The following is a 17,514-nucleotide window of genomic DNA, read 5'->3' as shown; positions in this document are numbered from 1 at the left end:
GTATATTATTTAATTTTAACATAGTAAATCACAAAAAGCCCGGGTGGCGGAATTGGTAGACGCGCTAGCTTCAGGTGCTAGTAACTTTTCAAGTTGTGGAAGTTCAAGTCTTCTCCCGGGCACTCTGTATTGATTTTTGAGTCAATTAATGCTATGATATAATGTATTTACTACTAAGTTTATGAGTTATGAAGAAAAAAAGCTTGTTTACAGAAAGAAAATAAGAACTTATTCAAAACGCTTGGTTACTGCACTATCTATTGCTTCTTTGAGTGGGTACATAGCAGCATTAGCCCTAAATATTTCTTCCTTAAGCTTGTATTTTACTATTGTCAGCACTATACTAAGTGCACTTTCGCTTGCTTTAAATATATGGTCATTAACTGATCATTTTAGGCAGTGTGGCCTTAATAAGCAACTCGATACCTCTCGGCAAGAGAAATTAATGAAGATCTGCCTCGACATTGCATCTAACGTTTCATTTTTAATAGGAGGAATTACATCTATATTACCTCTTGAATTTCCTATTATCCCCTTTATTTCCGTTGCTTTTTTTATTCTAGGTTGTACCTTTATGGCAACCAATTTCATTCGAACTATGATTAGTCAGCCGCAAATAGATGAAACCAAAACCTCAAAGTTAGTGATCATTTGAACATTCAATCTGCAATAGCTGCCTAATTATTACATGTTAATAACTTAGCTTATTTAACTTGACAAATTACGCCATCTCCCTTACTATGATAGCAAGAGTATTTACCCTTGTTTTTAATCTCCGCGGATTTAACAGCAAAATTCAGTAAAAAACTCAAATATTTATTGGCAAATTACATAAAAATTATAGCGGCTGCATGTCTTTTTTATTTTTTCTACATTCAGCCAAATCGCGCTTGTTAGTACATTATCAATTTAAATTATTAAAACTCGCTATACGGGGGTTCTTTTGTCTTTTTTTACTTAGTAAATTTCTTAATATTTGTAGCTAAAGTAATTTTAGAGAGCCAGCGTGGGACACACAACCGCACTAACGTTTATTTTTGAAGGTACTATTTATATAGATGAAATGTTCAAAAGTAAAGCATTTAAATATCTAATTCTTACTTCCCAAATTTCAAATTATCTTCCTCCTATTTTATTAATAGCAGGTTTGGTGTTGCAGTACCAATCTAGTTGCGTAGACAGTAAAGTACTCATTGGATTTGCTATAGTACTAGGTTGTACTTTATTATTACAATTAGCAAGTGAGATCTACGAGAGAAAAGTTGTAAATCTTGTAAAAACTGAAGGAAGAGGTGATGAACAAAATGTACCTATAGGAGCATTAACCGAAAAGCCAAGCAGCATTGTAAATCCCGATAGTGTTCACGCTCATGGAAGAGAGCAAGTTGTGTAGTGCATTTATTGTTCTTGGATTAATTGATAGCTATTCTCCATACTCAAATCTCTGGCTAAAAATAGCGAGCCACAGATTAGTATGGTTTTGACGTTTTGTATAGAAGCTTTTAGTATGTGATTTGATATAGCATCTCTGATTGATTCACATTCGATAGCATTGATTCCTATATTATGAGCTCCTTCTCTAATTAAATCTGTACTTGTTGCTTTAGGTTCAGATTTAACACAAACGGCGCATAGTAGTTTGATGTATGGCTTTAAGTGCTCTAAGAACTCTGCGACGTTTCTGTTACGAGTAACACCAAAGATCATATAGATACCTTCAGCAAAATTGTCTCTTACCCACTTAGCTAACACTCTGGCACCATCATTGTTGTGCGCGCCATCTAGAAATAATTGCCAATCTTTTGGTAATAAAGAAATTAAATTACCTTCTTTTATAGACTCTAGCCGCGCAGGCCAATAAGTGCTCTGTAAACCTGAAGCAATGTCCTCTTCTCCAATATTAAATCCATACTTCCCACTCAAAATGCTACATGCTGCAATTGCGTTTCCTGAATTGATTATTTGATGATCTCCTTTTAAAGATGGCAAAGAAAATTCTATTGATTGAATAGTCGATTGAAAGACCATCCTGTTATTCTGTTTTTCGCAATTCCACTCAAATCCTCCTCTATATAAGGGAGATTTTTTGTTTATTGCGTGTTGTTCTAGCGTGTTCATTATAGATTTTTCTTGTGGTGCTATTACGCAAGGAACATTAGGTTTCATTATTCCAGCCTTTTCACCTGCTATGGTTTCTACGGTAGGACCAAGATATTCTGTATGGTCAAGTGCAATGGAAGTGATGATCGTTAGAATCGGATTATCTATAACATTTGTTGCATCAAGCCTTCCACCCAGACCCACTTCAACTAAAGTAATATCAGCTTTATGACGAGAAAAAGCTAAGAAGGCTGCAGTCGTTGCGGCTTCAAATAGAGTGATGGGTTGTTCTGCGACTGCTATACGGCATTCTTCCAGTGAGTTATGTAATTCACTATCATCGATATCATTGCCTGCAACAACTATTCTCTCATTAAAATTCACTAAATGTGGAGAAGTGTACGTATGAACTTTATACCCTGCTGCTTGCATTATATATCTTATAAAGGATAGTGTTGATCCTTTGCCATTAGTGCCAGCTATGTGAATTATTGGCGGTATTTTTTTCTCGGGATTACCCAGTTTATTTAGAAAACTTTTTATGCGATCAAGAGAAAAATCCTTTGGCCTACTGCCAATCGGCTTAGGCCAATGAGGCATGTATATCATAAATTATTGTTACGTTTTAATTCATCTATTACACTTGCCATGCCGTGCGTGTCGATTTTTTCACTAAATTGAGAACGTTGATTAATAGCAATACTTATCCCACTCATTACAACATCGTTTATTAAGAAAGAATTGTCATTTTTAGTCACTTTAAAGTCAATGTTTGTAAATTCCTCATCACCATAAGAAAATCTTGTTCCTATCAGACAAGTTTCATCGTCAACTGCTTTTGTACTCATTATGATCATTTCACTATTATTTATGTATTTATACAAAATTTTAGCGCACAAGCGCGCGAGATATACTTCATATTCTTTTAGAAACTCTTCTTTTTCTTTCTGAGTAGATAAATTCCAATATTTCCCTATGACAAATCGAGATATTCCTTTGAGGTCAACATTATTCTGAATAATTTTCAGAAGTTCTTCTTGTACATGTTCTAGATTTTTTCTATTCCCTTTCATAGACGTGTTGTCTACTTGCTGCTTCATGGCAAGCACAAAAGTTTTGTGCCCTATACAATTCGCGTAAGCACTTGAGGAGATTACAATAAAAATGGTTAAGAACTTAATAAGATTCATAAGATATATTTATTAGCTATGATACTTAAAATGCAAAATTTAACAAAGGCAAAATAATGATCGCTAGTTTTAATATATCTATAGACATACTCTATATAAATAATCTATAATTAATTTAGGGGTCTGTGCTATGCGTTATGAGTTAAGTTAAATTTCCCGAGCGATAATTTCTGATCAAGGGAATTGCCTCTGTTAATTTCATTGAAATTAGTACGTGATGCCCACCTTAACTTTAGGTCTCAGGAATCTACTAAGACTGACGGTAGATATGGATCCCTTTTCCATTATTTAGGTTTATGTTACACCAATATAAAGAACAAGGTGTTTTTTTCTGTTCATCTCATGAGATATTTCAAGTTGTAATTGACGTTGAGAAGTATCCTGATTTTGTTCCTTGGTGCAAAGCTGTTTATATAAAAGAAAAAACTGATAGCCAAATGATTGTGGACCTCCTTGCAGCTTTTCATGGCATTAAAGGAAGTTACACATCAGAAGTGACCTTTCTTTCTCCAAATGGAGCAAATAAAAGTTGGATAAAAGCTGTGTCGTCAAATGGAATATTTAAACATTTATACAACGAATGGAAATTCACTCCTATAGATGAAAGTAAAACTATGGTAGAGTTCTATATAAAGTTTGAATTTAAATCCAATTTGTTTTCCGCCTTATTAAACTCAGTTTATAAATACACACAAAGTAAAATAATTGCTGCATTTAAAGACAGAGTAGAAAGTGTTGCCGAGAAAAAGTTATCTTGACATCATTTATATAAATGCATAAATTCTTTAATAAGTTAAGTATTTCCATTGTAATGATTTTTAGATTATTGTTCTTACTTATTTTTATAAGTGTTAGTTCTTATGCAGCTATTGAACAAAACTTACCCAACACTCAAAAAACTGATGAAATAACATCAAAAGAACTACTGTCACTACTGCCTGATGATAAATTATTAGGTGATCCAAAAGCACCAATTTTAATGATAGAATATGCTTCGCTCACTTGTTATCACTGTTCTCTTTTTCATAAGAAAGTTTTTCCTAAAATCAAAGAAAAGTACATAGATACAGGTAAGATGTTATACATATTCCGTCATTTTCCTCTAGATTACAGAGGATTAAAAGCTGCAATGCTAAGTTATTGCTATGAAAAAGAAGAAGACTATTTTAATTTTAACAAAGCTGTGTTTAATGCAATAGACTCGTGGAACTACTCTAATTTTAGTGATTTAACTATACTACAAAAAATTGCTGCACTAAGCAATTTGAAGCAAGATGTATTTAACCAATGCATTAATGATAAAAAGATGATGGACAAAATTATAAATGATAAATCACTTGCAATTAATAAACTTGATATCACAGCTACTCCTGTATTCATCATCAAGATTAACGATGACAAATCATATGTAGAGAATGGTAAAATCAAACATGAAGGGTATAGAGAGCTGGAATACTTCACTAATGTAATAGATGAGTTATATGGAAAAGCTATAGTGAAGTAATAACACTGTAGCTTACCATATAAAAACCCTATGCTGAATCATTATTTTTTGATACTGTTTGTTGCTTTTTACGCTCAAACTCTCTTTTTTTACTGTGCCAAGCATAATAATACATAGCAATTTTATTCTCTATTAATACTATCGTTCCATCATAAAATTGGACCATATCCATAACTTTTTTCTGAGCTTCGTTAAAGCGTTCTTTGTACTTCTCGCGATAAGCTGGATTGTGCAGTAATTTCACTCCTTCATTATTATTAGATTTCTTGCTTAACGTTTCAACTTCGTTAGCAATGTTATAAGACATATAACCCCCTCTAATTGATTATAAAAATTACATTTTAAGAGAGATGTAAAATAAACGATCCCTTAATTCTAGTATAACAATTGGTTATTATACTAGTTAACCATAGTAAAATATATAATAATCTTTGTCACTTAAAATTTTACTTTATAAAATAACAACTTAAAATAAAAATTTTTATTATTCTTAACTCTATTGTTATATCTATAAATCTTATATAGATTAAACCTCCTTAGTTTATATTATAAAACTTAATGCGTCATAACTTTAGCAGAAAATCGTTGTACATAAGAAGCTTATTTGCAAAAGAGTATAAAAAAATAGAAGAACATTGTACTCTTGATAAGAAACAACGTATTCAAATCACTCCTGAAGAAGGAAAATTATTAAATTTATTTATCAAAATCCATAAAGTTAAAAGCATAGTTGAAATTGGCACTTTATATGGTTATTCGTCAATTTGTATGGTAAAAGCTTTACCGAAAGATGGTCATATATATACAATAGAAAATAATCCTCAACACTCAAGAATAGCAAAAAAAAATTTTAGTGCTTTTAATCTAAGTGATAAAATTACTCTAATAGAAGGTGATGCACTGGAAAAAATTAATGAATTATCAGCAAAGGCACCATTTGACATGATATTCATCGATGCTGACAAAAGTAGTTATCCTAAGTATTTAGATTGGGCAGAGTCATACATTAAACAAGATGGGCTAATCGTTGCAGATAACACTCTATTATTTGATACAGTATTTTTAGAATCTCCTCCAAAAGAAGTATCAGAAAAGTCATGGCATGCTATGAGAGAGTTTAACGATAGATTGTCAGATGAAAAAAAATATTTCTCCATATTGATTCCTACTCTTACTATTACCCACAAATATAAAGTTCGTGAGCAAGTCGCCATCCTTCTGCTAGATCAAAGAGACGTCTCCATCCTTTCCAAATAGTAATGGGGCCTGGTTCTAGATCATTTTTTCTAGCCAAATGTCCTCCAAGTTGAGCAATCCATGAAACAGCTTCTTTTATAGTAGGAGTTGCATTTGAACATGGTTTTCTATGTATTTTTACATATAGAACTTTCCATTCTTCTTCGGCTAATAAGGTAGTACACGGTAATGTTGGATCAGTTCTTGCAATTGTTGTAATAAAGAAAATTCTCCAAGCAATAATACTCATTACTGTTAAATATCGCATCAACCTTTCTGCTGTTCCAAGCCTACATTCTTCAACTTTGAGACCAGATTTTAAAATTTTATGTAATATTTCTATTTTCCATCTAAGACAATACCACCTAACTTTTTCAACAGCTTCATCAAAGGTATTGACTGGAAGATTTGTTAAAAGCATCCACTCTAGCGGATTTGTTTCAGAAGGAAAGTCTTTTTCAACAACGTAAACTGCATAGTGTGGTAATTTAAGTAATTCTTCTGTCTTATGCCTAATACTATTCTTAGATGGATGCATAATAAACTTTCCGAATCTAACTTCCAAATGTGCTGTTCTTTTTGGCTTATTATCTTTTGCAGGAACTTCAACTTTTACCGTACCTGCACAATGAGAGGATTTAATAAATTCCCATAACTTCTGCTCACCTTTTTCAGGATATCGAGATTTTCTATTTACTGCCCTATCTTTGGAAGCTCTAACTAACACTGCCGAATTAAGATTATATGCAAGCTCAAAAAACTCATATATATCTGCTTCTCTATCGCATATAGTTATAGTCTCAGTTTGAGTTGAATCAATAATGTTGTTTGTGTTGCTTAAAGTTTCTAACCATTTTATACTCTCTTTATCTTCAATGCGGATACTGTCATTGTTCTTTTTTTTTATGTTTTCAGATTCTTCAGGTCTTGAATAAATTTTTTGATCTAGTATCCCTAGTACCAAACCTTCTATACTAACAGCTAGAGCTGTATGCATTATAATACCTTGACTATGTTTTCTTGTAATAACTCCCAATCCACTTGTTTTTTCATGGTCTGTGTATGAAATATAACTTGTATCTTGGATCACAAAAATTTTTTTATGGGCTTTTGTTCTTTCAACTGTTTTAGCAACGTGTGAAGCTAGAATATCGCCTTCTTTCACGTTCTCATTTTGAAAAAAACGATATGCTGCTTTTGCTTCTGACCAACTTCCACACGCCTGATTGATTGAGCTTTCAGGTAAACTTGTAAAACTATCAGCAATATTTACTAATCGGTCAGTTAACCTTTTATCTCCAAGTACAGCATCTCCAAATTCATTTTCAGCCCATTCATTATTCCTGTTTGCCATTTTTTACCCTCAATGTTTGCAAACTTTAATGTTGTAATACTTTATTTTTATGTCCATTTATATTTGTGGGTAATAGTAAGCTTGGAAATCGTGTAGTATATCCTATTGTAAGAACTTTTAGTAAGTCATTCTCTGAGGCTACTTTCAAGATATTACTAATTCCCCCACCATTTGATATTACCTTTTTCAACTTAAAATGCAAATTTCGTTGTGCTTGTGTTAAGTTGTTATCATTTAGCATATTCTTGTAACCTCGCTTTAAAGTCAGTGCAGTTTAATTATTCTATGTTAGTATACACCAATAGAAAAAATTTCATCATATGTTCTGGAAAAATTTTACACAGGTTAATGAGGAAATCGTAAGAGAGAGCCTAAAAAAGGTTATAGAGAAGAAAAGTGGTAAGAATGTTGGTGTAGTATCCTCAATTGTTATTAAGGGTAAAGATGTTGCTTTTGCTCTTGAAGTTACTGAGCCAAATGAAGAATTAAGAAAAAATTGTGAGCAAGCTGTTAAGGCGATACCGGGAGTAGGAAAGGTTACTGTAGTTGCTACTGGTCAAAAACAAGCTAGGCAACAAAAAGCTAAACTTCATATCGAAGGAGTGAAAAATATAATTGTCGTTGCTTCTGGTAAAGGAGGTGTGGGTAAGTCGACAGTTGCACTAAATCTAGCTCTTTCGTTAGCAGAATTAAAACATAAAGTTGCGCTAGTTGATGCAGATATATATGGTCCTTCGATTCCTAAAATGTTGGGCACTGAGAAATTAAAACCAGAAATACAGAGTGGTAAAGCAATGCCTATAGAGAAACATGGTCTCTATACTATTTCAATTGGCTATTTTATTGATAAGGACCGCGCAGTAATATGGCGTGGACCTATGATCACAAAAGCACTTTACAATTTGCTAATGGGAACAAGGTGGTCTGATATAGAATATTTAATCATTGATACACCGCCTGGCACTGGCGATGTACATTTAAGTCTGATGGAGAATTTTAGTTTAACTGGAGCAATAATAGTTTCAACTCCACAGGAGCTTGCTTTAATCGATGCACAAAAAATTTATGATATGTTCACAAAGCTCAGCGTGCCAATTATCGGCATTGTGGAAAATATGAGCTATTTTGTTCAAGATAATTCAAAAATACACATATTTGGAAAAGGTGGTGCAAAAAAAATGTCTGAAGAGCTGGGAGTCAAACTCTTGAGCAGAGTTCCTCTAGATCCGCAAATATGTAGTGCTTCTGATTGTGGAAATCCTTCAATACTAAGTGAGGATTTAGTAAGGATTTATGAAGGCATTGCTAAAGATGTTAGGTCTTTTGTATGCAGTCTATAAAGTTTTTTTAAACTACTTTTAAAATAGGTAGAATGTAATTTTAGGTGAATAAAATATTTCAAATGGCAGCAGCTACCTCGTATCTGAACAGACAATAGACTTCTTGGATAACTTAAGAAACAAGTAGTAGAAGCAATATTAGGGAAGGTATAAATTTTGAGCAGGTAAGTAAACTTGATGAAGAGAAGCTTCGAAGACTAAGAGGAGTAAAAAGAAAAACATTGGAAAAATAATAGAAATTTTAATAGAGGAAGAGGCCAAGAAAAAGGCAAGAGGAGGAAAACCAAATATATTTATTAATAGCACTCGAATATTTGTGTAAATACCGTACATATTTCCATATAGTGCAAAGCTATGGAATAAGTGAAAGTTCTTGCTAACGGCTGAATAGAAGATGCATTGATAAAACATCCAGATTTCAGAAAGATAAAGAGCTATTAAAGTTAAATAGGAGTATGCAAAAGTTTTATAAAAAGGGAATGTTCAACTCCCCCATAGAAGATCAAAAAATATCCTTAGGTTATCCAAGAAGTCTATTGTTGGTAAACATAAAAGGCTATTTGCCTTTTTATCTAGTTTATGCAGGAGGTCTATATTTATTGTTGAGTGTGATTTTAGGCATTTCTGCTAAAACGCAACTTTTAAATCGCCAAAATTTCTCCTTGCCTTTACTAATTCCGATTCTTGGAGTGCACACATAATCTGGTTTGAGGTGATATTCATAGAGACAAAATTCATGACTTATAGTAAGGTCTTGTTTATTATGTTCTTTTGTAATGTTTAATTTTTTGCACAGTATGCCTGGCCCGCCTAAATTTGCTTCAAGCGGTTCAGTGAGCTTTAATCCTCGTATTAACACTGCTGCTGGGAATCCTTCTGCTTCTGTTACAATATTTAGACAATAGTACATTCCATATATAAAATATACGTACGAAAACCCTGGCGTACCAAACATTACTGAGGTTCGATTAGTATAGCCTCTTGCTGCATGACAAGCTGGATCATCCATTCCTATATACGCTTCAACTTCAGTTATTATTCCACTAAAATTAGAAAATTTCAGCATCTTCCCTAGCAGCTCCCCAGCTACGGTTAAAGTTGGCCGTTCATAGAAATTTCTTGGTAATATTGTGTTATTCATCATAGAAGTACAAGTTACTTACATTTGCAAGCAACTCATACTATTTTCGCTTTTCCTTATTTAGATAAGAGGATACCTACATCTCTGAGAAGTAGAAGTTGGTGTTGTTGTCACATTTGTTACATCTGTTGAAGGCTGCTGTAAAACCTTGACTGATTCAGAGCTCTTTTGTTGCAATTGCGGTACTAACGCTTCATATAAAGATTTTGGTTCACGTCTCTTACCTATTTTGACTTCTTTATTTGCACGCAACTGCTCTGCAGTAACACCGTTGCCTTCAAGGAGAGTTACACCATTATTACCATCAATGTTAACTTTAATTTTGCATTCTCTTCCATCAACATACCACTTTAAAGTCATTTCATATAACCCACTAATTATTTCATAAACTCTTTCCTCATTATCACTATCATTATTAATATAGCAACATGCCCCTCTCTTTTTTTCTTGATTAGGATGACAAAATGTAATTGTTCTTACACCATACTCTTTACATATACTACCGCCTAGAAGTTTAGCTATATCTACTCCTTCTTTATTGGCATGTAGCACAACTCTTACGGTAGGATAAACAATATTACCTTCCCTTTTGCCTTCTTTTATCATTATGGACTCTATGGTATATACCTTCGATATCTCTGCCTTAATTTGGTCAGCAATCTTGCCTACAATCTCTTTACCATGATAGTGAGATTCTCCTTTCTTCGGAGAAAAAGGTTCTTTGTTCGTAATATTAGTGTCAGAATCATTCTGTAACTCAAAGAATTTATCCCATTCTTCATCACTGTCTAATTTGATATATCCACGCTTGTCCTTGCCTGATACTGCATTCTGAATACTAGACGATCCTTCTGTTACAGTTGTACCAGAGCTATTGCCTTTACCTTTTAGAAGAACAAGATGCTCTTCTGACCTTTCTTCCTTACTCAACTTTGAAGCTGCATCACCAAAAGAAGGTTTCTCTACTATATGCGTGTAAGAACTTTTAACTCGACTCTCATTATCAGGTACTGTATTAGCCCACAAAAGCTTTTTAATATAATCTAACATATGCCACCTCTTACCATTAACTAAATATCAGTATGCAAACTTTGCTATAACTAATCAATAACTAAATTTACTCCAAATAAAATAAGCTGATAAAAAGGTATAAATTGAGATTAGGTAAAGCTTTTGGTATAATATCTAGTTAATTTTGAATAGGCAGGTGATCTCAGCTACAAAGACGTTTTTTATCTCATTTATTTTTGGGTTTATTCTCTTTCCCTATTTTATAAAACTTCTAAAAAAGATAAGTAAAGATGGACAACCAATCAGATCATATGGACCAGAAAGTCATTTAATAACAAAAAAGAATATACCACCTATGGGTGGAATAATAATACTAACTTCTGCTTTATTACCAATCCTGCTTTGGACTCAATTAACACCAGAAATTTCATTGCTGGTATTTATAACTCTATTTTTTGCTCTACTTGGATTTATTGATGACTATTTAAAATTGAAGACAAATCACCACCGAGGTTTAAGTGCAAAAACCAAAATACTTATTCAGTTTGTCGTTACTCTGGTCTGTATGTTTATACTTAAGCTACAATCTGCTGAAGGTTTTACAAAAATTTCTCTATTTAGAGAAGTAGCAATCGACCTTGGCTATCTATATCTTCCGTTTGCTGCATTTGTTATTGTTGGCTCTTCTAATGCTGTGAATCTTACAGATGGCCTAGATGGCCTTGCTGCAACTCAAGCCATTACTTCCTTTGCTTTTTTGGGGCTAATTGCATACATCACTCAGACAGATGTAAACATTACTTTATTCTGCATTGCATTTATAGGAGCTATTTTAAGTTTCTTGTGGTTTAACACACATCCAGCAAAAATATTTATGGGTGATGTTGGAAGCCTATCAATCGGTGCAGCTTTAGGACTCACTAGTGTTCTAATTAAAAAAGAAATGCTTTTTGCCGTTATTGGAATAATCTTTGTAATAGAGACTTTATCTGTGATTATTCAGGTATCATATTTTAAATATACAAAATTTAGATATGGAGCAGGAAGAAGAATTTTCCTTATGACACCAATACATCATCACTTTGAAAAGAAAGGGTGGTCAGAAAATACAATAGTTATAAAATTTTGGATAATTTCTATTGCTTGTTCGATTTTTGCTTTAACTTTCTTATTATAGGAATTATGAAATATCCAGACTTTTCATTAGAAAATACATTATCAGGAATTATAGCAGGAGTAGATGAAGTTGGAAGAGGTCCGCTTGCCGGTCCAGTGATATCTGCAGCTGTAATATTTACTGATAGAGATACGGTTATTGATGGAATAAACGACTCAAAAAAGCTAACCCCTAAGTGTAGGCAAGTTCTATACGAAAAAATAACGTCTGTTGCAAAATTTGGTATAGGAATGGCAAGCGTAGAAGAAATAAACTCATACAATATTTTGCAAGCAACAAAGCTTTCAATGAAACGTGCGTTGGCAAACTTGAATCTAGAACTAGATTATGTGCTAGTTGATGGTAATCAACCACCTGAAGTAAAATGGCAAGTAAAATCTATAGTGAATGGTGATAGCTTAAGTATATCAATCGCAGCTGCTTCAATCGTTGCAAAAGTTACAAGAGATCGGCTTATGGAAGAATTGCATAATAAACATCCTCAATATAATTGGTATAAAAATAAGGGATATGGAACAAAAGAACACCTCAGCGCTATTGGCCTTCATGGAATTACGAAGCACCATAGAAAGAATTTTGCACCTATAAGAATACTATAGCCTTTAATCACTTACCTTTTTTGAAAGGTATGTTTTCATTAAACAGGCAGACTGTGCTTGATCCGTTTCTTAAGGTAAATACCGAGCTTACTCTTTCAATTATCAGGTAGTCATCAACTGTACGAAAATTTATCAAGGATTCATATCCTGCAGAATCAACCATAAAAACTGCCGGGAAATCAGAGTTTATTTTATTAAATTGTAGATATGTAAATTTTCCGTCATCAAAAACCTTAATTGGTATTATTGATTGACTGCCTTTAACGTGCGAGATGGAATAGTTAAAATTCAAGCCTTTCTTTATAACCTCAATATCACTTATATCAGGGATAGTGGTATGACTAGCTTGCTCTAGAATATCACCGTTACTCGTTGAATAAATTTCATCACTGTTGAACAGTGGATAAAGAAACCTTACTTCATATGCTAACCTTGGATCATCTAGCCCGTTTGCTTCTTCAGCATGAAACTCGAAATAATAAACTCTTTTGTTGGTAATTATAGTTGCATTAGTATCGGCAATATCATCTATAGGCTTAATAAATAATCTATTACCTTGAGGAAGGAGTTGCCAACCGGTTGCATCACCCATTGAAAGACTCTCTATTACCTCCCCTGGCTCAAACAATATGCTGGATTGATAACCATAAAAGCCCGTGTACTTATGTATAGCCTGTGGATTATAATTCATTACCTTTATGTGGTTATCACCAGCTATTGGTCTTGGTTCCTGTTTTGCAAGTGCATAACCACCACAAAAAAATAATAGTGCAACAAAGAGTACCCTAATCATAGTATCAAAATAAACTGATCTTCATTTTATCATTGATAGACATGTACTGCAACTGTTAAGCTATCCCAGTAGTAAGCGACAGAAAATGCAAGCTTCATAATAATTCATTACTGCAGGAAAAAGGGGAGTGTTAAATAAACTGTGTCAAACCTCCATTTTTTGTTTCTATTTTATTTTTACTTCTCGGTTTGACACAGTTTATTTAACACTCCCTGCAAAGAAATTAACTACAGATTTTATGTCTAAGTTACTCCACAAAATTTTTCCTTTCCTTATCCAAGATTCAAATTTATAGTATCGATTCCCTTTTATGAAATATGAAGCCATCTCAAGTTATAGTTAAGCCTATATTCAGTGAATTACTTTCACAAGTGCAATTGATTTTAGTGTTATACTGTTCTAACAGTAAAGAAGTCATATAGATAATAATGTCTTTTGTATCCAAACGAATATCATTTTTTTTTGTTAATTTGCTCACTAATAATGTACTTATTGATTTATGTTCATTTACTACTTTTATAGTGAGTAGTGTTTTATCTTCTGTTTTAGTCAGTAAAATAGACACTAATTCAATTTGTGCCACTGCACTGATTATAGTTATCACCATATTGGAAATTATCTTATTTATTTTTTCAATTAAGTTTTCTGTAGGACATTCACTTACTCTCCACTGAAGCTTTACTTTTTTTTTAATAAATAATTTTCTATATTGGACTTAGTCTTAACAAAGCTGCAATTATCTGATGAATGAGAATACGCTTGCTTCATAACTTTATATTTATATATTAAATCATCGGAGCTTTCTTTAAGCAATGACAATGCTTCGTTTTGCATATTAGGGTTGTTTTCTTCAAGCTCTTCCAATCCACCCACTATTCCTTGCATAGAACTAGCAAAATCATGAAGAATTCGTCCTGATAGGCACTCTGTTATTAACATTATGTTTTTATTCATCGGATAAAAGTATAAATGATTTAAGTTAACCCTATATTGGTAGGCATGTAGTAGTCAATTTAAGAGAAAGTTTCGTTGCGCTTTTTGTGTCAAAGCATTAATGTAGTATTAATAATTATAAGATTTGTGAAGGCGTTATGAATACTTATGCTAAATCTGGAATAGACCTTAAACTATATAATGAACTAATAAAAAAAGTTAAACCTATTATTGAAAAGACTAAAGGAGAAGAAGTAATTAGTGAAGTAGGATCATTTTCTGCATTGTTTGACTTTTCTTCGCTGAGTAAGAAATACGACCATCCAGTACTTGTTTCCTCAACTGATGGAGTGGGCACAAAACTATTAATAGCTCAAGAGGTGAATAAGCATGATACTATAGGTATAGACTTAGTTGCAATGTGTGTAAATGATCTACTTGCACAAGGAGCAACACCTTTATTTTTCCTTGATTACTTTGCAACAGGCGTTTTAAACAAAAACGTTTTATTGTCTGTAATCCAGGGCATTGCAGAAGGGTGCAAGGAATCTAAAATAGCATTAGTTGGTGGAGAAACTGCAGAAATGCCTGGAATGTATGGTAACAATCACTATGACCTTGCAGGGTTTGTGGTTGGTGTTGTTGATCGAAAGCAAATTCTTCCAAATTGTAGTATAATGAAAGCAGGTGACTGTGTAGTTGGTTTAGAATCAAATGGAATTCACTCAAATGGATTTTCTTTGGTGCGCCATATTTTTAAAAGCTTAGATATAAATTATAATGATATATCTCCATGGAATAATAAATCTTGGGGTGAAATATTACTTAAGCCAACAAAGATATATGTTGATTCTTTGTTGCCTATTATGCCAAAGGTAAAAGGCATTGCGCATATAACAGGTGGCGGGTTAATAGACAATATTCCAAGAATTCTCTCAGGAAATTTATTTGTAGACATAAATATTAATTCTTGGAAATGGCCAGATATATTTTTATGGCTGAAAGAAGAAGGCAAAATAGAAAAGAGAGAAATGTTAAAAACATTTAATTGCGGCATAGGTATAGTACTGATTGTAGATCCCGATAATATGAAGGATGTGGAAAGCCATTTCCAAAAGCGTGGAGAAAAAATTGAGATTATTGGAAAACTTGATGAAGCATGTCAGCCTCCACTTGATAGAGTAGTATTTAGTTAGTCTAACTTTACCGACAGTCTTTTTGCAACTTCTGAGTATGCTTCCTTTAAGTTTCCTAGATTTAAACGGAAAACATCTTTGTCTAGCTTTTTATGAGTATTTTTATCCCATAGCCTACAATTATCAGGGCTGATTTCATCGGCTAAAATGATTTTAGTGCTGTTGTTTATCAATTTGCCAAATTCTAACTTGAGATCAACTAAATATATATTTGCATTTGAAAATAGGTCGACTAAGATTTTGTTGATCTTTAAAGTTGTAGTTTTAACTTCTTCCATTTCTTTATGGGATAACCAACCAAAATATAATATGTGATTTTCATTCACCATTGGGTCGGCTAGGTCATCATTTTTGTAAAAAAACTCGATTATAGGAGATGTAAGTGCCTCACCTTCTTTGATATTAAAACGTTTGCAAAAGCTGCCAGCTGCAATGTTTCTAACCACTACCTCAAGAGGTATTATCTTGAGCTTTTTGACTAGCTGTTCTCTTTCGTTTAGAGTGTTTATAAAGTGCGTGCTAATTCCTGCTTCTTCAAGCTTTTCCATGATAAAAGCACTAACATGATTATTAATTATTCCTTTGCCCTCAATAATTTCATATTTTTCCTTGTTGAACGCTGTAACATCATCTTTAAAGTACTGTATAACAGTTGATGAGTCTTCAGTTTCAATAATGACTTTGGCTTTACCTTCGTATATCGTTTTATTCAGTGACATGATTAATTTAGCTGTATACTATAAGATAATATCAAATTGCTGCTTAGTTTACTACAAATTTGCTAATGACGTTTAGTGTTACAATATTAACCATATTTCCAGAAATGTTCCCCGGATTTTTGAACTATTCTCTTGCTGGAAGAGCGTTGGAAAAAAAAATATGGAATCTTGAAATAGTAAATATTCGTTCTTTTGCTAAAGATAAACATTCAACTGTGGATGATGTTCCATATGGAGGTGGAGCAGGGATGGTTATGCGCCCAGATGTGATTGGTAATGCAGTTGATAATGTGCTTTCTGCTCATAAAAATACTAGATTTATTTATATGACTCCATCTGGTACAAAATTTAATCAGAGAATTGCGAAGGAGTTAACAGAAATTCCTCATGTAACAATATTGTGTGGTCGATTTGAAGGTGTTGACCAAAGAGTAATTGATGTGTATACTCCTTATGAGTTAAGTATTGGAGATTATATACTTTCGGGAGGTGAGCCAGCTGCGATGGTGGTTCTTGATGCATGTATTAGGCTTCTTCCAGGTGTAGTAAATAATTTCGATAGCGTTGCTGAAGAAAGTTTTAGTTATAGTGGTGGTATGCTTGAATATCCTCAATATACTAGACCTGAGCAGTGGAGTAGGTACAAAGTTCCTGAGGTTCTGTTGTCTGGCAATCACAGAAAAATAAGTGATTGGAGAAGGGAACAGTCATATGTTAGAACAAAGGAACGTCGACCTGAATTGTTGAATGGAGATGATAAATGACAAACTTACTTGAAAAATTTAACGAACAACAAATACAAAGGTTAGCCAAAGAGATGCCAGCTTTTTGTCCTGGCGATGATTTGAAGGTCACTTTTAAGGTAGTTGATAGTACGGGTGAGCGTATACAGATATTTGAGGGCGTATGTATATCAAAAAGAAATCGTGGATTACACTCTTCTTTTTCAGTTAGAAAGGTAAGTCATGGAGAAAGTATAGTATCACAATTTTTTGTTTACTCTCCTGCATTAATTTCAGTACAAGTGATGAGAAAGGGAAAGGTCCGTAGAGCAAAATTATATTATCTGTGCAAGCTATTTGGGAAAGCTGCAAGGATCAAAGAACGTACTACTTAATGTTAAAAAAAAATCTAAGTAGATACAATAGGGAGTGATGTCAATTGTATCATCTCAAAACTCTCTCTTATTATCCCAGTGTGTGGCGCACAACTACTTTCCCT

At 33.2% G+C, this 17,514-nt stretch carries 21 protein-coding genes, 1 tRNA gene, 1 other RNA gene and 2 pseudogenes; 14 read left to right on the top strand and 11 right to left on the bottom strand.

The features are described 5' to 3' along the window. The first annotated feature begins 37 nt into the window (after positions 1–37). The 3 genes from MJ631_RS05785 (at position 38) to MJ631_RS05775 (ending at position 1,393) form a co-directional block, all read left to right on the top strand. A tRNA-Leu gene (locus MJ631_RS05785) sits at positions 38–122 on the top strand. Between the two features lie 59 nt (positions 123–181). Next, complete coding sequence (locus tag MJ631_RS05780) at positions 182–655, top strand: hypothetical protein (RefSeq protein WP_007302339.1); 474 nt, start codon at positions 182–184, stop codon at positions 653–655. Between the two features lie 351 nt (positions 656–1,006). After that, positions 1,007–1,393: a hypothetical protein gene (locus tag MJ631_RS05775; protein WP_007302338.1), complete on the top strand. Its 387-nt coding sequence runs from the start codon at positions 1,007–1,009 to the stop codon at positions 1,391–1,393. A gap of 5 nt (positions 1,394–1,398) precedes the next feature. Here the strand turns inward: MJ631_RS05775 and MJ631_RS05770 are convergent, their stop codons facing one another. After that, complete coding sequence (locus MJ631_RS05770) at positions 1,399–2,709, bottom strand: bifunctional folylpolyglutamate synthase/dihydrofolate synthase (RefSeq protein WP_012481955.1); 1,311 nt, start codon at positions 2,707–2,709, stop codon at positions 1,399–1,401. Continuing rightward, positions 2,706–3,290 carry an MlaC/ttg2D family ABC transporter substrate-binding protein gene (locus MJ631_RS05765; protein WP_007302336.1) on the bottom strand — a complete coding sequence of 195 codons (585 nt, stop codon included), beginning with the start codon at positions 3,288–3,290 and terminating at the stop codon, positions 2,706–2,708. Before MJ631_RS05765 ends, MJ631_RS05770 begins: the two co-directional genes overlap by 4 nt. Before the next feature lie 117 nt (positions 3,291–3,407). Here MJ631_RS05765 and ssrS point away from each other — a divergent pair. From ssrS to MJ631_RS05750, 3 genes are all read left to right on the top strand, one after another. Then, a non-coding RNA gene (gene ssrS, locus MJ631_RS05760) (6S RNA) lies at positions 3,408–3,569 on the top strand. A 17-nt stretch (positions 3,570–3,586) separates the two neighbouring features. Then, positions 3,587–4,048: a type II toxin-antitoxin system RatA family toxin gene (locus MJ631_RS05755; protein ID WP_006013504.1), complete on the top strand. Its 462-nt coding sequence runs from the start codon at positions 3,587–3,589 to the stop codon at positions 4,046–4,048. Between the two features lie 53 nt (positions 4,049–4,101). After that, the gene (locus tag MJ631_RS05750) at positions 4,102–4,794 is read left to right on the top strand and encodes a thioredoxin domain-containing protein (protein ID WP_007302335.1); all 693 of its coding nucleotides are present in this window, start codon (positions 4,102–4,104) and stop codon (positions 4,792–4,794) included. Between the two features lie 28 nt (positions 4,795–4,822). Here the strand turns inward: MJ631_RS05750 and MJ631_RS05745 are convergent, their stop codons facing one another. Further along, on the bottom strand, positions 4,823–5,101 hold the full coding sequence (locus tag MJ631_RS05745) for a DUF2671 domain-containing protein (protein ID WP_007302334.1): 279 nt from the start codon (positions 5,099–5,101) through the stop codon (positions 4,823–4,825). A 251-nt stretch (positions 5,102–5,352) separates the two neighbouring features. On the opposite strand from MJ631_RS05745, the gene MJ631_RS05740 reads away from it, so the two are divergent. Then, a complete protein-coding gene (locus MJ631_RS05740) occupies positions 5,353–6,051 on the top strand; it encodes an O-methyltransferase (protein WP_262986267.1) in 699 nt (232 codons plus the stop codon). On the opposite strand, the gene MJ631_RS05735 is transcribed toward MJ631_RS05740, so the two are convergent. Together MJ631_RS05735 and MJ631_RS05730 are read right to left on the bottom strand one after the other, a co-directional pair. Then, complete coding sequence (locus MJ631_RS05735) at positions 5,972–7,384, bottom strand: IS4-like element ISWosp2 family transposase (RefSeq protein WP_214303148.1); 1,413 nt, start codon at positions 7,382–7,384, stop codon at positions 5,972–5,974. The genes MJ631_RS05740 and MJ631_RS05735 overlap by 80 nt on opposite strands. A 25-nt stretch (positions 7,385–7,409) precedes the next feature. Next, the gene (locus MJ631_RS05730; RefSeq protein WP_262986266.1) at positions 7,410–7,625 is read right to left on the bottom strand and encodes a hypothetical protein; all 216 of its coding nucleotides are present in this window, start codon (positions 7,623–7,625) and stop codon (positions 7,410–7,412) included. Between the two features lie 79 nt (positions 7,626–7,704). Here MJ631_RS05730 and MJ631_RS05725 point away from each other — a divergent pair, with 79 nt between their 5' ends. Continuing rightward, positions 7,705–8,724: an Mrp/NBP35 family ATP-binding protein gene (locus tag MJ631_RS05725; protein ID WP_019236868.1), complete on the top strand. Its 1,020-nt coding sequence runs from the start codon at positions 7,705–7,707 to the stop codon at positions 8,722–8,724. Between the two features lie 149 nt (positions 8,725–8,873). Beyond that, positions 8,874–9,101, top strand: a pseudogene (locus MJ631_RS05720) (helix-turn-helix domain-containing protein); the annotation flags it as partial. A gap of 200 nt (positions 9,102–9,301) precedes the next feature. Here MJ631_RS05720 and MJ631_RS05715 read toward each other — a convergent pair. Both MJ631_RS05715 and MJ631_RS05710 read right to left on the bottom strand, forming a co-directional pair. Then, entirely contained in the window at positions 9,302–9,865 is a 564-nt protein-coding gene (locus tag MJ631_RS05715; protein WP_214303133.1) for a DNA-3-methyladenine glycosylase, read from the bottom strand. A 60-nt stretch (positions 9,866–9,925) separates the two neighbouring features. After that, the gene (locus MJ631_RS05710; protein ID WP_007302270.1) at positions 9,926–10,915 is read right to left on the bottom strand and encodes a hypothetical protein; all 990 of its coding nucleotides are present in this window, start codon (positions 10,913–10,915) and stop codon (positions 9,926–9,928) included. A 157-nt stretch (positions 10,916–11,072) separates the two neighbouring features. On the opposite strand from MJ631_RS05710, the gene mraY reads away from it, so the two are divergent. After that, a complete protein-coding gene (gene mraY, locus MJ631_RS05705; RefSeq protein ID WP_007302271.1) occupies positions 11,073–12,053 on the top strand; it encodes a phospho-N-acetylmuramoyl-pentapeptide-transferase in 981 nt (326 codons plus the stop codon). Positions 12,054–12,058: 5 nt separating this feature from the next. Further along, positions 12,059–12,652, top strand: coding sequence for a ribonuclease HII (locus MJ631_RS05700; protein WP_007302272.1), 594 nt, complete (start codon positions 12,059–12,061; stop codon positions 12,650–12,652). 7 nt (positions 12,653–12,659) lie between these two features. On the opposite strand, the gene virB9 is transcribed toward MJ631_RS05700, so the two are convergent. The 3 genes from virB9 to MJ631_RS05685 form a co-directional block, all read right to left on the bottom strand. Further along, complete coding sequence (gene virB9 / locus MJ631_RS05695) at positions 12,660–13,445, bottom strand: P-type conjugative transfer protein VirB9 (RefSeq protein ID WP_007302273.1); 786 nt, start codon at positions 13,443–13,445, stop codon at positions 12,660–12,662. A 328-nt stretch (positions 13,446–13,773) separates the two neighbouring features. Then, positions 13,774–14,139 carry a histidine phosphotransferase family protein gene (locus MJ631_RS05690; RefSeq protein ID WP_125855783.1) on the bottom strand — a complete coding sequence of 122 codons (366 nt, stop codon included), beginning with the start codon at positions 14,137–14,139 and terminating at the stop codon, positions 13,774–13,776. Further along, entirely contained in the window at positions 14,124–14,399 is a 276-nt protein-coding gene (locus MJ631_RS05685; RefSeq protein WP_012481935.1) for a hypothetical protein, read from the bottom strand. Before MJ631_RS05685 ends, MJ631_RS05690 begins: the two co-directional genes overlap by 16 nt. 137 nt (positions 14,400–14,536) lie before the next feature. Between MJ631_RS05685 and purM the strand changes: the two genes are divergently transcribed. After that, positions 14,537–15,574, top strand: a complete 1,038-nt coding sequence (purM, locus tag MJ631_RS05680) for a phosphoribosylformylglycinamidine cyclo-ligase (protein ID WP_007302275.1) — start codon at positions 14,537–14,539, stop codon at positions 15,572–15,574. On the opposite strand, the gene purC is transcribed toward purM, so the two are convergent. Continuing rightward, complete coding sequence (gene purC, locus MJ631_RS05675) at positions 15,571–16,293, bottom strand: phosphoribosylaminoimidazolesuccinocarboxamide synthase (protein WP_007302276.1); 723 nt, start codon at positions 16,291–16,293, stop codon at positions 15,571–15,573. The two genes, purM and purC, sit on opposite strands and share 4 nt — an antisense overlap. A gap of 65 nt (positions 16,294–16,358) precedes the next feature. Here purC and trmD point away from each other — a divergent pair, with 65 nt between their 5' ends. Together trmD and rplS are read left to right on the top strand one after the other, a co-directional pair. Next, positions 16,359–17,057 carry a tRNA (guanosine(37)-N1)-methyltransferase TrmD gene (trmD, locus tag MJ631_RS05670; protein WP_262986264.1) on the top strand — a complete coding sequence of 233 codons (699 nt, stop codon included), beginning with the start codon at positions 16,359–16,361 and terminating at the stop codon, positions 17,055–17,057. Next, a pseudogene (rplS, locus tag MJ631_RS05665) lies at positions 17,054–17,432 on the top strand (50S ribosomal protein L19). Before trmD ends, rplS begins: the two are co-directional and overlap by 4 nt. Positions 17,433–17,514 lie beyond the last annotated feature (82 nt).

The organism is Wolbachia endosymbiont of Oryzaephilus surinamensis, assembly GCF_025617515.1.
Taxonomy (GTDB): Bacteria; Pseudomonadota; Alphaproteobacteria; order Rickettsiales; family Anaplasmataceae; genus Wolbachia.
The sequence above is the reverse complement of the archived record's forward strand: the minus strand, read 5'-3'. Positions and strand labels throughout refer to the sequence as shown.

Coding starts and splice junctions, on each gene's coding strand:
- MJ631_RS05780 (WP_007302339.1), top strand. CDS start 182: ATGAGTTATGAAGAAAAAAAGCTTGTTTACAGAAAGAAAATAAGAACT.
- MJ631_RS05770 (WP_012481955.1), bottom strand. CDS start 2,709: ATGATATACATGCCTCATTGGCCTAAGCCGATTGGCAGTAGGCCAAAG.
- MJ631_RS05765 (WP_007302336.1), bottom strand. CDS start 3,290: ATGAATCTTATTAAGTTCTTAACCATTTTTATTGTAATCTCCTCAAGT.
- MJ631_RS05755 (WP_006013504.1), top strand. CDS start 3,587: ATGTTACACCAATATAAAGAACAAGGTGTTTTTTTCTGTTCATCTCAT.
- MJ631_RS05750 (WP_007302335.1), top strand. CDS start 4,102: ATGATTTTTAGATTATTGTTCTTACTTATTTTTATAAGTGTTAGTTCT.
- MJ631_RS05745 (WP_007302334.1), bottom strand. CDS start 5,101: ATGTCTTATAACATTGCTAACGAAGTTGAAACGTTAAGCAAGAAATCT.
- MJ631_RS05740 (WP_262986267.1), top strand. CDS start 5,353: ATGCGTCATAACTTTAGCAGAAAATCGTTGTACATAAGAAGCTTATTT.
- MJ631_RS05735 (WP_214303148.1), bottom strand. CDS start 7,384: ATGGCAAACAGGAATAATGAATGGGCTGAAAATGAATTTGGAGATGCT.
- MJ631_RS05730 (WP_262986266.1), bottom strand. CDS start 7,625: ATGCTAAATGATAACAACTTAACACAAGCACAACGAAATTTGCATTTT.
- MJ631_RS05725 (WP_019236868.1), top strand. CDS start 7,705: ATGTTCTGGAAAAATTTTACACAGGTTAATGAGGAAATCGTAAGAGAG.
- MJ631_RS05715 (WP_214303133.1), bottom strand. CDS start 9,865: ATGAATAACACAATATTACCAAGAAATTTCTATGAACGGCCAACTTTA.
- MJ631_RS05710 (WP_007302270.1), bottom strand. CDS start 10,915: ATGTTAGATTATATTAAAAAGCTTTTGTGGGCTAATACAGTACCTGAT.
- MJ631_RS05700 (WP_007302272.1), top strand. CDS start 12,059: ATGAAATATCCAGACTTTTCATTAGAAAATACATTATCAGGAATTATA.
- virB9 (WP_007302273.1), bottom strand. CDS start 13,445: ATGATTAGGGTACTCTTTGTTGCACTATTATTTTTTTGTGGTGGTTAT.
- MJ631_RS05685 (WP_012481935.1), bottom strand. CDS start 14,399: ATGAATAAAAACATAATGTTAATAACAGAGTGCCTATCAGGACGAATT.
- purM (WP_007302275.1), top strand. CDS start 14,537: ATGAATACTTATGCTAAATCTGGAATAGACCTTAAACTATATAATGAA.
- purC (WP_007302276.1), bottom strand. CDS start 16,293: ATGTCACTGAATAAAACGATATACGAAGGTAAAGCCAAAGTCATTATT.
- trmD (WP_262986264.1), top strand. CDS start 16,359: ATGACGTTTAGTGTTACAATATTAACCATATTTCCAGAAATGTTCCCC.